The organism is Legionella worsleiensis (genome assembly GCF_001467535.1).
GTDB lineage: Bacteria > Pseudomonadota > Gammaproteobacteria > Legionellales > Legionellaceae > Legionella > Legionella worsleiensis.
Genome location: NZ_LNZC01000012.1, coordinates 450,502 through 463,050, shown reverse-complemented (window position 1 = coordinate 463,050; position 12,549 = coordinate 450,502). Strand labels below are relative to the sequence as shown.

Here is a 12,549-nt window from a genome sequence, read left to right as displayed (position 1 = left end):
AATGGAATTTGAGGTGAGCAATGAATGCATTAAAACGCTGTGCAATCGTATCTGTCTGTTTACTTACCGCTTGTGCTCCCCCCCGTCCTGCGGAAGACCTGCCAATAAATAAGGTAGTCCCACTGGCAGAGCGCAAAGCAGAAACCGCAACCATCTCATCATGGAATATTAAAGGTGCTTTAGCTGCTAAAAGTAAAACAAAAGGATGGTCAGCTACCATGAACTGGGTGCAACATGGCCCCGGCTCCTATCAAATACGCTTGATGGGTCCCTTGGGCGGTGGTACGGTGCTGATTAATAAAAGCGGCGGCACGGTAACCTTCCAGGATGGTTCTAAAACATCAACGTCCAATAATGCGGATGAATTACTCTTTAAACAAACAGGTATTCGCTTGCCCGTAAATAATCTGTACTATTGGGTTAGAGGATTGCCTGCTCCCGGTGGCGTGCAAACAGAGCAACACGATAAATACAACCACCTGACTCAATTAAGACAAAGTGGCTATACCATTAATTTCACCAAGTATACTTCGGTCAAAGGTATCGATTTACCCAGTATGATCCGCCTTGAAGGAAACGGGGTGATGATTAAGGTCATTATCAAAAACTGGTCTGTTTCTGCATGAAATGTTCTGTTGCCTGCTCAAATAAAATAGCTTAGCAGGCAACAGGAGTTATTCAGGAACAGAAAATTTTACGGTGATGTATTTTAAAAGGCTTTAGAATACAAATTTAGTAAATTATTTGCGTTATGAAGTTGACATCATTCAAAAAGCACTGCAAAATACGCAGCACGATGCAAGGATGATTGAATTTATTATCATCATGGATGATGTAAGAATCTACAATTTTTAGGGGTGTCGCCAAGCGGTAAGGCACAGGGTTTTGATCCCTGCATACCTAGGTTCGAATCCTAGCACCCCTGCCATTTTCTTGTTGATTCAACCTAGAATAAAAGTAGTTGAATCTAGGTACAAGTAAACAGACGGCAGAAGATACCCTGGAAGGATGCGTGCTTCGTATCGCTCAAACAATAATAATATCTTTCTGGCTGTCTTCTGCTATGTGTTTAAGTTAAGCGATTAACCTAAATCTAAGGCTTTTTACACATGTCCACAATGATGATTTTTACCGGGAATGCTAACCCTGAATTGGCTCTAAAAATATCCTCTCACTTGCAAATACCCATTGGTCAAGCGACTGTTGGTACATTCAGCGATGGAGAAACCATGGTCGAGATATTGGAAAATGTCCGTGGTAAAGATGTTTTCGTTCTTCAATCAACCTGTGCACCCTCCAACAATAATCTAATGGAATTGCTGACCATGGCAGATGCCCTGAGACGCTCATCAGCTGGTCGAATTACCGCTGTAGTTCCTTATTTTGGATATGCTCGCCAGGACAGAAGAGTGCGATCTGCTCGTGTCCCAATTACTGCTAAAGTTGTTGCCGACATGATGGCATCGGTAGGAATTTGCCGAGTGCTTACCGTTGATTTGCATGCAGATCAAATACAGGGTTTTTTCTACATGCCTGTTGATAACGTCTACTCAACGCCCATACTTATAGAAGATATAGCAAAGCAAAATCTCAATAACATCATGATAGTTTCACCTGATGTGGGTGGTGTGGTCAGAGCAAGGGCAGTAGCTAAACGACTGGACGATGCGGAATTGTCGATAATTGACAAACGACGAAGCGGACCTAACAAATCAGAAGTAATGCATATTATTGGCGAACCTGCCGGAAAAAATTGCATTATTGTTGACGACATAGTAGATACGGCGGGAACACTATGTTCCGCAGCACATGAATTAAAAAAGAATGGTGCTTTAAGCGTCAGAGCCTACATCACTCATCCCGTATTATCCGGTCCTGCAGTGAATAACATCAGACACTCCTGTCTTGATGAAGTAGTAGTAACGGATACCATCCCGTTATCTCTCGATGCACAGAACTGTGAAAAAATTCGCATAGTAAGCCTTGCGGATATGCTGGCGCAAGCAATAAAACGAGTTAATGTTGAAGAATCTGTAAGCTCAATGTTTGCAGAATAAAATCACACCAAATTTTAACCCGTATCTGGAGTTTAATCCGATACGGGTTCCATCCTACCCAAATAAATAAAACCTGAAAACTGCAGATTTAAGCAACGTGAGTTAATTACTGGCATGTCGTTCATTCATTCTCAGCGTGCTTAAAACAATCCAATTTAATTTGATTTTATTTCAAAATTCATGCCAGTTAGGACTTTATTTTTAATTATTTTGTTGCTACCATACAAAATCAAATATTCATAACCACTTTTCCTCCTGTGGATATTTTTTCTTGATCTCTTGCTTCTTACTCCCAAAATAAAACTCTTAATATTCATCAACTCTTGTAACACATAGTGTTTCGTGCACTTTTCGTGTATTTTAGAATGATTACTTATCCACATTTTTTGTGGATATCTCTGTGTATAGGCTCTTAATGTTCAGGTAAATTAAGCGCATCAATTAAGTGATAATCCTCTATACAAAGATGAAGGTTTTCAAAATAAAGAAAATAGATCAAATTCATCGAAGAGTGTTCATTTATTTAGTGTTTAATCTTTTCCTTCATCGAGTTGTGTTCTTATAACAAACACTACGTGCTAAACTGACAAAAAATATATCATGAGGCACTAATGAGTACAGAAAATATTAATATTGTTGGAATACTGATCGATGCAATATATGAAAATTTTATACTTTATAAAATAAGCGATAGATGGGAAAAAACCAATCAAGGCAATGTTCATAATGGGACTAGCATCTATGAAATGAAAGACTTCGAACGCATCATTGAAGTATTACCTAATATTTTATCCGCTAATACTCAACTGATTATTGTTTATGATGTGTCCTGTGTTAACAAAGAAAACTCCATAAAACAACTTCTTTCAAAAATAAATCAATTAAAGAAAAATAATTTATTGCCTGCATTGGTTTGTATTGGACATGAGCAATCACCATGGAACAATGAAATTATAGAACAATTCTCATCTTTTAAAGAGCTTAAAAGCATTCGCTCTGTTGATCATGTAAATTTATTAAAAAAAATAGTAAACCACGAGTTAGCTAAAACTCAACGAGAACTTATAGACACTAATAAAGAAAAACCGAGTATGATGATTTTGGGCGGTTTTATTGCCGTAATGGGAATTGCTGCGGTAGCTATTGCATTGACTGTACTCAATACCTCTATTGCAGGATTGATAGTAACCGCTATTGGCATAGCAGCCACTTTTACAGGATGGGGATTATTTGCTAACGAAGCATTCAAAAACAAAAAAACAATAACCGATGAACCTTTAGATTATTCAGAATACAAAGTATTACTTTAAACAAAGTATGATGGGTTAACTGGTTTTCTTGCAACATAAAAGCCAGTTATTGCCTAGAGAGCCCAAATTGAGTATTTGATTGCTGGTGTTCAGCACTCATAGCGGCAGAACTTGAACCACCGAATAATGTTTGAGTAGATGAAGCTAGACTATGCGAAGCCATGGATTCTTTTAATTTTGCTTCTTCTTCAGTAATGGCCATGTCTTCAGGTGCGTGAGTACGGGCTTGGTGCAGCGCATTCTCCGCTTCACCCCACTGACGCTCCATTCTGAACGTACACGCAATATTCAACCATGCGTCTGCAATTTCCTGATGATCGGCTGTTTTTTTGAGAATAGTAGAAAAATATTCTCTTGCCTCAGAAAAACGCTGCTGTTTATAAAAACACATCCCCATTTGATTGATGACCACAAGATGCTCTGGGTCGAATTGCAGTGCTTCATGATAAATATCTTGCGCATACGAATAAGCGCAATTTCGATATAAATGATGTCCGTATTGCGCAATACATTCGGTAAGATTGGAGGTGATAATCATTTTTAAGGCTGGATTTTGCTCTTGGCAAACAGATAATGCTTTACGGTAATAATCTATTGCATAGACGAAACTTCTGGCCACAGCCTGCTCTACCGCATCCTCATCTTTAATTATTCTTTTTAGCACTTCGGTATAATGCTCATACCAACTGGCAAGACTGTGTATTAACACAGGACTATCACTACAAAAATTTAAGGCCTTACTAATACAAGTAAACGCTTCACTAAACATTCCAGAACTGGTGGACACATCTGACTCAAGACAAGATAAGGCTAGTTTGATGTACAGTAGCCCCATATTGTTCCAGGCAGAGGCTCCGGACGGGTAGATTTGGGTAGCAGTCTGGTAACTATTAAGAGCCGCTGACAGCTCCTCTTGCAGGTCATAACATTGACCTAATAGATCATATGCATCAGCAAGATTAGATACATCTTCCTCAGTATTTTTCCGCAATTCTATGTATTTATTAAGCGAGGATATCGCTCGTTGGTTGTCATCCAAAAAAAAGCAGCATTTACCCAAATACAGATAACTCTCGCCTACTTCCGGATTTTGATTTATCGCTTGCAAAAATAGGCTCTGAGCTAAAGCATAATTATTTGCATCAAATGCCTTAACCCCATCGATGTGAAACGAATTAAACATAGTATATTCAGGCCAACACGTCAAAAGGTTATAATTTTATCACTTTGGATTAATTACGGCAATTATTGTCTAAGTTGTTATTACCCTGATTGTAACTCTCCAGAGATTTAATTAATCTCACTGGATTTTCCTTGGTTAAATGAATTAGCTAAATTCAGAGGCAATGCTGCGAAATGTTAAATTAATACGTGGCTCTTTAATTTTCTTATTTTGCGGTAAACTATGCTGCCAATGAGTTTGGGTTATTCCTTTCATTATCAATAGACTTCCTGAAGGTAAATCAATTGAAATGACTTCTTTGGATTTTTTGTGCTTCAACATAAACCGCCGCTGCGCCCCAAGGCTTAATGATGCTATTGCACCATTTTTAATTAACTCCTTTTCTGCGTCACTGTGCCATCCCATGCCCTCGCTGCCATTATGGTATAAATTCATGAGACATGAGTTAAATTGCTCTTTGCTTTGCTGTTCAATCAATGATTTCAAAACGAGCAATTCATCAGTCCATAAATGAGCCTGTCTACGAATTTGCGAATAAGTATAGGTATAAGGATGATCCGCATACCAAGCTGTTTTTCGTTTAGTAATAATGTGCTTCCCAAAAATCAATGCCTCATCAGGTTTCCAGGAAATTTGATGTAACAAATAGTTAAAATAGTAATGAATTTGCTTGGGTGTTAATACAATACCTTGATAATAAACCTCTCCATCATAGGGAAGAATATTTGCATTTAATTCGGGAGGTAAATTGTAATGGTGCATTCAATGCTCTTTGGCGGGTAGTTTATTCGTTGCGACTGTATACAGTACCATGGTTGTCCGTAACAACAATTTTTTATAAAAAAAAGGGAGCTGCGCTCCCTTTTTTTAATTTAACTCTTTATTAATCACGAGTACCAACATATTTATCATCAAAATAACGTCGTAATTTTGTTCTTAAAGTTCCACGACTAATGCCCAGCATGATAGCAGCACGGGACTGATTGTACTTGCAATGTTCCATAACAGCACGAAATAGAGGGGTCTCAATTTCTTCAAGTACGAACTGGTATAAGTCAACAGGATCAGTTCCCTTAAGCTCTGAAAAATATTTTTGTACTGAGTGAGTCACGCTTTCGGCTAGTGAAGCAGTGGTATCTCCTGCATCATTACTGATTGTTGTCATTATTATTAGCTCCTCCTTTTAAAAACAGTATATTACCGAATTGAGCAATTACAGACAAGGGCAGAACAACAAAAACTGTATTAAAATTCAATATCTAGTGACTTTGCTGTTAACTCTTGCTTCCCTGAAAAGTTCTTTTGGCTATAAAAGAGATAAGCTCCTGGAAGGAGCTTATCTCAAAACAAATTTTTGTTAGAATTTTAACATGGATGGATCAAACGCTTTACCGTTTACCAGGAACTTGCCTTGATCCAGACTCATTTCAACCACATAATCTGAGCCATCTACAGTAATTAAACCGGATTGCTCAATCGTTGCAATTTGCTTTTCGGTTTGCATTACAGCTAATTGCTCAGGAGTTGGAGGCGTCGCATTGGCTTGCGATGAGTTGCCTTGCAACTGTTGAATCAACGCTTGTTGCATCTCGGGTTGATTTGCCAGTTGTTGCATTATTGATTGCTGCATTAATTGTTTAACAACAGCTGTTGGCACCCTCAATTTAGCATTACCTTGAATTTTTTGAATCAATTCAAAAGGATTGGTGCTATCACCTTTGGGTAGACTAACCAGCATGCTGCCGTCTATAGTTCCTTCAGGTAATTTCAGACTTAACCGGGAAATTTCAAACTCGGCCCCTTTGGTAAATAATTTAGGTAATTCAGGAAGCATAGCCAGCATTGCCTGTTGACGCTCAGCTTCGGTTCCATTTTGCATTGTTGTTGCTTGCTGATTAATGCGTGCGAGTACTTCTGCATCAAGATTGCGTAAAGACATTTCCAGTGAACCCGGACCATAAGTCTTTCCATTAGAAACTACAGACTTCAACTCGGTTCTGAAATGAGTACTGAATAAACCATCCTCAATATCGCTACTTGAGCTTAATGAAAACTCATTCAATTCAAACAATTTCTGGTCTTTAACAACCACATCAAAAGAAGGCAAAGAAAAACTGGCTTCACCCAGATACAAGCCAGCGGGAGTCTGATGCAAATCAAATTCACTGGTGACTTTACCCATGGTCATTTTAGTATCGTCTTTTGCAATGTTCATGCCTGAAAGAATAATGTCACCACTGACTTTATCCAGATTTGCAGACATAGTGGTAGTGCTTTCCATACCCATCCAGTTGAAAGTACCATTACCATCTTTAGCAATCAACTTAAAGGATGGCAGGAATAATTCCAGGGTGCTTCGATTTAAATAGTTTACAAAAATGCTTAAATCCAATTGAGGCTTAATTGAATCCTTAGAAAACATTTCATCAAATTGTTGATTGTATTGTTCAGGTAAGGGAAATACGGTTTTAGCATAACCCATTCCAAAATGAACGCTTTTATCAGCAAAAATAAATGGTCCATGATGAATGACCAGTGGCATATCCATTTGATAGTCTTGCGCTGCTACTGTCTGAGACTTACCATCAGCATCTTTAACGACACGCTCTGGAACATGCAAACGCCATTTTATTTGAGCATCAGAGCAAAACCAACCTCGGTTATACTGCTGAATATCAGCAAAAAGACCATTAGATTGATTGATTACTTCTACGTTATTTTTAATGGTTCTTTCAGTGAGAACACCCATGCCATAATATCCGCCCAGGACTAAAACAGCCAGGATAATTATTAATCCTGCAAGTTTTTTCATTATTATCTCCATGTGATTAGTTTGCAACCCGCATTACTTTATTGCAGCAAAGCGCTGGGCAAAGTATAGCAGTAAATCATCAAAAAGTGTGACACTCTGTTGTAAGAAGATTAAAACTTAGAGAAAAAAAAGGATTAAAATGATACACATGACTGTCATTTGCATAATACATCTGACTCTGTATGCGACAATAATAACGTTCCTGACAGAATGAACATCATCATGATTCGTTGATACATCTCACTCTTTTTAGCATTGGACAAAAATTACAGAAGAAACAAGAAAGATTGCTGCAAACAGGTTCATCAAAGGTAATGAACCTGTTCTTAAGCTTAAAGAAATTAACACAAAACCTGATTTATCGAACGGGTTTACAGTAAGTCTCTTTAACAGTAAAGGCCAAAAATAACGCAACCAAAGAACATAAGGGCAATAATTTCAAACCTGCCTGAAAATCAGAGAGCAATAAAGATTCAACATTATAGGCTCTGGCTCCGGCAACCATATCGACTAATCGACCAACCAGCGGCTGCAATAACGCACCCACGAAAATGGAGGTCATGTTAGTGAACGCTATAGAGGTACCAACCACATTTCGGTCATGTAATTCTGTAGATACCGCATATGCTATAGCTACACCAGTATTGGTCAACCCAAAAGCAAAGAAGAGCAGATAGGCTGTAGTTTGATTCATAGACGGATAAAAAACAAAAATAGTGGTTAGTACAACACCGAATGCAGCAGACATGATCATCAAGGGTTTACGACGCCCCATTCTGTCCGATAACCAGCCTGACAAAGGCCCACTTATACCCCATCCTATAAAAATCAAGCCTGTCGCAAAAGCAGCGGCATGTGCTCCCAACCCACGCCCGAATTGTAAATAAGCAGGACCAATTGCCTCGCCTATAACCGCAGTCGGACCAAACAAGAACCCAGCGTACAAAGCGTTAAGCCAGGTTTGACGGCTGGAAAGTATTATTTTTAAACTTTGTAGGATACTAATTCTATTATCGGAGAGAACTTCCTGCCGGTGAGCTCCAGGTCTATCCTGAACGAATTGATACAACAGGCCCGCAAGTGCGATAAACAAAAAGGCGATAATCAACATGCTGTGACGCCAACCCACATTACTGACCAGGAAGGAAACAGGCGCTTCACCGGCAGCAGCTCCAAGCATACCAAGAGACTGGGTTAATCCGGCTAATAATCCCAACATGGTAGGAGGAAACCATGACGTAGCCAAACGTAAGGAGCAGACAAAGGCAAATGCGGCGCTAAAACCAATTAACATTCTGCCTATGGAAGCCATCATCAATCCATCAGCAAGGCCAAAGACACAACAACCAAAAGCGGTTATCAAAGACATCACAGTTAACAACCAACGGATGCTTAGACGATCTACCGTTAATCCAACCGGAATCTGCATCAGTATATAAGGGATATAAAAAGACGCCGTTAAAATACCAAATCCTGCTTCGTTTATCCCAAAATCCATTTGTAAATAACGATGCATAACCCCTGGGGCAACACGCGCTAGATAATCAGAAAAATAAAAAGCAGCTGCTAATCCCCAAACCAACCAGGCAAACCCCAAATAGTGTTTGCGTTGATACATTTCCACTTTAGATGCATTCATTTCGTTCATAAGCTCTCTACTTGAAACAGTACGGACTAAACTTTAACGAGGTCAAGATGAATACGTTCACCTCAAACACCCTTTTTCGAAATAACCCACTGTAAATATTCTTCCTGATACCCCAAAGGGCTAGCCAAAATCTGATTATTATCTTGTAATGTTGGAGTTTAAATGTTGCCACAGACTCAATTTAAACAGTTTAAATGTCAGAATTATTTAAACACTGAACAATTAATCAACAAAAACAGGAGTACATTATACTTCTGTTGTAAGTTATTTCAACACATAGTTTGATTTCATTTGACAGTTATTAGCGATAACAACCAGAGTGGAGTATAATAATTCTTTTTTTACGAAATTTATAATGAATAGTCTCAATTTAGCAATAAAAGAAGCTCTAAATGCTTCTGGTACTACAAAAGAGGCGAATAAAGCCTATCTTGAGTTTATTAAAGCAAACTTTATCATTCCGGTAGAACACGATTCAAAAGACGACAGCCCTGTCGTTTTATTTCTTCAAGAAAACAATCAGACTTTTCTTCCTGTTTTTACAGAAATGCGCTATCTGGATGCCTGGGCTGGTGAAATAAGTACTCAGATCAAATTACTCAAGTTATCAGGAGTCGATCTGCTTAAAGGTCTTGGTGAAGACGTTACGGTATGTCTTGATATAGGCAGCGAACATTATAAGGAGTTTATTCCTGCGGAAACAGCACGAATGAGGTCAATGGTTTTAAAGTTATTCAAGGACTAATGCTGCCCCCCTGGATTCTTAAAATTCCGGGTAATCAAGCATCAGTTTTTAACCCCTGTTTTTTCAACAGTGCCTATCCAATTGAAGAAGCATTAACACATGCTCTTCAATTGGATGCGATTTATCAAGCTACCAGTTCAAGTAACTGGTATCCGACTATAGCTGAAGCAGCTATCGCACCACTAATTTCAAAAACTAAAGATAAAAAACTGTTTTTGTGACAATACTGTTGATCATTTGCAGCAACTTCTTTGTCAAGAAGGGTTTCTTCTTCATCCAGACTGTCCATGGTAAATAAAGGTTTTTCTCCAAAGGTGCCTACCCACCATCCTTCCAACCACTGTTCCGCTTCTTGAGAGCCTTCACGGAAGGGATTATCTTGCTCATCAACTTCTGAAAGCGCACATTCATACCCAAAAATATAACACTCTTCATAACTTGGATGTTCAATGTTAAATCTTAATTTAATGTGTGGTAATAAGGCTGTTGTATCGTTCATAATAATCCCCTTGCGATGTATCCAATATATAATGACCTATATTCAACTGACGCTACTCCTGGTTATTTAGATTAAAACATGTGATCTATTGAAGAACATTAAGAACTATAGTTGATCACATTTAGATTCATTTTACGTCTTATTAAGGCTCCCTGCTTTTACTGATTCAATATTTACATATTCTTGACAATAATCTTTTAATTCTTCGTATAAAAATCAAAAGGAACAAATTTATTCTTTGATTTTCTTTATATTAAGCAACTATCAGGCCAACTTTATAACCCATTGTTTATTATATCTTTTTGTTAAATATGCAGTGAAAACACAGCAAAAATTCACGTAACAATAAGGCAGAAAGATGCAGAGATTATTCAGATGTAAACTAATAAAAAACATCATACTTGAATGATGGAGGCAGCCCAAAGCTGGGCTGATTCGTAAGGCATGGCTTTTTTATAGCAACAATTCATGAGCTTTATGTGAATTGTTGGCTTCCGGCAATTTCTGCCGGTTATGGGGCAAGTCTTCTCCGCACCCATTGGCCGGCTTCTTGATAATAATGAATTCGGTCATGCAATCTGTTATCACGTCCTTGCCAAAACTCAATTTCGTCGGGAATGACCATATATCCTCCCCAATGTTCAGGCCGAAGCACCGGTGCCTGACCATGTCGCTGGATTAATTCGTTTAATGCCTGTTCTAAAGAAGCTCGATTTGATATTTCTTTGCTTTGTGGTGATATTACTGCACTGAATTGACTCTTAACAGGTCTGGATAAAAAATAAGCATCCGATTGCTCTTTGCTTACTTTTTTTACACGTCCTCGTACACGTACCTGCCGGGCCATTTGAGGCCAATAAAAATTGAGTGCAGCATATGGGTTGTTGTTAATCTGCATTGCTTTAGCACTTTGATAATTGGTATAGAACACAAAATTACCTTCGTCTAATCCCTTTAACAACACCACTCGAGCATCAGGAAATCCTCTCTCATCAACAGTTGCCAGCACCATTGCCGTGGGATCATTTTTTTCATTCTGTAATACTTCTTCAAACCAAAGTTTAAACTGAGCTACAGGTTCTTGCTGAGCCGTTTCCTCATTAAGACTTAATTCACCATAATCACGTCTGATATCTGCAAGACTTCTAAAATCACTCATCATTCACTAATCCGAAAGTAGATATGCATCAATTATACGCTTGGAAATCATCATTTTGCGAGAGAAGAAAAATAATATAAGGCTCTGATGAATTGCTATTAGATGCAATGCGTTGCTGCAAAGAGCGTTTTAAAGAGGAATTAACAATAAACAGGCAGCAGCCTGACTTCAGGCTGCTATTTCATGACCTTACCAACCAGTGACTTCAGCCACGGCATCACCTAAATCTGCAGGAGAACGTACTGTTCTTACTCCTGCGGCTTCCAAAGCGGCATATTTCTCTGCTGCGGTGCCTTTACCACCAGAAATAATCGCACCAGCATGTCCCATTCGTTTACCGGCGGGAGCTGTTACCCCTGCAATATAAGACACTACTGGCTTACGAACATGAGCTTTGATGTATTCAGCCGCTTCTTCTTCCGCAGATCCACCAATTTCGCCAACCATGATAATCGCTTCTGTTTGAGGATCCTGTTCAAAAAGAGCTAACGCATCGATAAAATTAGTTCCGGGAATGGGATCACCACCTATTCCTATACAGGTACTTTGTCCAAAACCTTTATCTGTAGTTTGTTTCACTGCTTCATAAGTCAACGTACCGGAACGAGAAACAATTCCGACTTTACCCGGTAAATGGATAGAGCCTGGCATAATACCAATTTTACACTCACCTGGGGTGATAATTCCCGGGCAGTTGGGGCCTATCAAACGTGCATCGGTATTGTTTTCCAGATACACTTTTACCTGCAACATATCCAGGACAGGAACACCCTCAGTAATGCAAACAATCAATTTAATGCCTGCATCAGCAGCTTCCAGGATGGAATCCTTACAAAAGGGAGCCGGAACGTAAATGACGCTGGCATCCGCTCCTGTTGCTTCTACTGCTTCTCTCATGGTATTGAATACAGGTAAACCCAAATGAAGCTGCCCGCCTTTTCCTGGAGTAACCCCTCCCACCATTTGAGTACCGTAAGCAAGAGCTTGTTCCGAATGATAAGTTCCTTGTTTGCCGGTAAACCCCTGGCACAACACTTTGGTTTGCTTATTCACTAATACACTCATTATTAACCTCTTCATTTTGTGTTGTTGCCGAATCAACAGTTATCTCAAATACACTGCGGGGATTTAACGCC

At 39.0% G+C, this 12,549-nt stretch carries 12 protein-coding genes and 1 tRNA gene; 5 read left to right on the top strand and 8 right to left on the bottom strand.

Features of this window, described 5'->3' with window-relative positions; translation table 11 throughout:
- Positions 1-20 precede the first annotated feature (20 nt).
- From lolB to Lwor_RS07950, 4 genes are all read left to right on the top strand, one after another.
- Positions 21-626: a lipoprotein insertase outer membrane protein LolB gene (gene lolB / locus Lwor_RS07965; protein WP_058493341.1), complete on the top strand. Its 606-nt coding sequence runs from the start codon at positions 21-23 to the stop codon at positions 624-626.
- Positions 627-853: 227 nt separating this feature from the next.
- Positions 854-928: transfer RNA gene (locus Lwor_RS07960), tRNA-Gln, on the top strand.
- A 181-nt stretch (positions 929-1,109) separates the two neighbouring features.
- A complete protein-coding gene (locus tag Lwor_RS07955) occupies positions 1,110-2,057 on the top strand; it encodes a ribose-phosphate pyrophosphokinase (protein WP_058493340.1) in 948 nt (315 codons plus the stop codon).
- Positions 2,058-2,668: 611 nt separating this feature from the next.
- Positions 2,669-3,367 (top strand): hypothetical protein, encoded by a 699-nt coding sequence (locus Lwor_RS07950; RefSeq protein WP_058493339.1) that lies wholly within the window; start codon positions 2,669-2,671, stop codon positions 3,365-3,367.
- Between the two features lie 46 nt (positions 3,368-3,413).
- On the opposite strand, the gene Lwor_RS07945 is transcribed toward Lwor_RS07950, so the two are convergent.
- The 5 genes from Lwor_RS07945 to Lwor_RS07925 form a co-directional block, all read right to left on the bottom strand.
- Positions 3,414-4,550, bottom strand: coding sequence for a tetratricopeptide repeat protein (locus Lwor_RS07945; protein WP_058493338.1), 1,137 nt, complete (start codon positions 4,548-4,550; stop codon positions 3,414-3,416).
- A 144-nt stretch (positions 4,551-4,694) separates the two neighbouring features.
- Entirely contained in the window at positions 4,695-5,312 is a 618-nt protein-coding gene (locus tag Lwor_RS07940) for an alpha-ketoglutarate-dependent dioxygenase AlkB family protein (protein ID WP_058493337.1), read from the bottom strand.
- Between the two features lie 121 nt (positions 5,313-5,433).
- Positions 5,434-5,715 (bottom strand): helix-turn-helix domain-containing protein, encoded by a 282-nt coding sequence (locus Lwor_RS07935; RefSeq protein WP_018576070.1) that lies wholly within the window; start codon positions 5,713-5,715, stop codon positions 5,434-5,436.
- Positions 5,716-5,907: 192 nt separating this feature from the next.
- On the bottom strand, positions 5,908-7,362 hold the full coding sequence (locus Lwor_RS07930; protein WP_058493336.1) for a YdgA family protein: 1,455 nt from the start codon (positions 7,360-7,362) through the stop codon (positions 5,908-5,910).
- A gap of 358 nt (positions 7,363-7,720) precedes the next feature.
- A complete protein-coding gene (locus Lwor_RS07925; protein ID WP_115091131.1) occupies positions 7,721-9,001 on the bottom strand; it encodes an MFS transporter in 1,281 nt (426 codons plus the stop codon).
- A 364-nt stretch (positions 9,002-9,365) separates the two neighbouring features.
- On the opposite strand from Lwor_RS07925, the gene Lwor_RS07920 reads away from it, so the two are divergent.
- Positions 9,366-9,755: an SseB family protein gene (locus Lwor_RS07920; RefSeq protein ID WP_058493334.1), complete on the top strand. Its 390-nt coding sequence runs from the start codon at positions 9,366-9,368 to the stop codon at positions 9,753-9,755.
- Positions 9,756-9,879: 124 nt separating this feature from the next.
- Here the strand turns inward: Lwor_RS07920 and Lwor_RS07915 are convergent, their stop codons facing one another.
- The 3 genes from Lwor_RS07915 to sucD all read right to left on the bottom strand — a co-directional run bounded on the left by Lwor_RS07915 (position 9,880) and on the right by sucD (position 12,478).
- The gene (locus Lwor_RS07915; RefSeq protein ID WP_058493333.1) at positions 9,880-10,254 is read right to left on the bottom strand and encodes a hypothetical protein; all 375 of its coding nucleotides are present in this window, start codon (positions 10,252-10,254) and stop codon (positions 9,880-9,882) included.
- A gap of 511 nt (positions 10,255-10,765) precedes the next feature.
- On the bottom strand, positions 10,766-11,413 hold the full coding sequence (gene pdxH / locus Lwor_RS07910) for a pyridoxamine 5'-phosphate oxidase (RefSeq protein WP_058493386.1): 648 nt from the start codon (positions 11,411-11,413) through the stop codon (positions 10,766-10,768).
- A gap of 189 nt (positions 11,414-11,602) precedes the next feature.
- Entirely contained in the window at positions 11,603-12,478 is an 876-nt protein-coding gene (sucD, locus tag Lwor_RS07905) for a succinate--CoA ligase subunit alpha (RefSeq protein WP_058493332.1), read from the bottom strand.
- Positions 12,479-12,549: the final 71 nt, after the last annotated feature.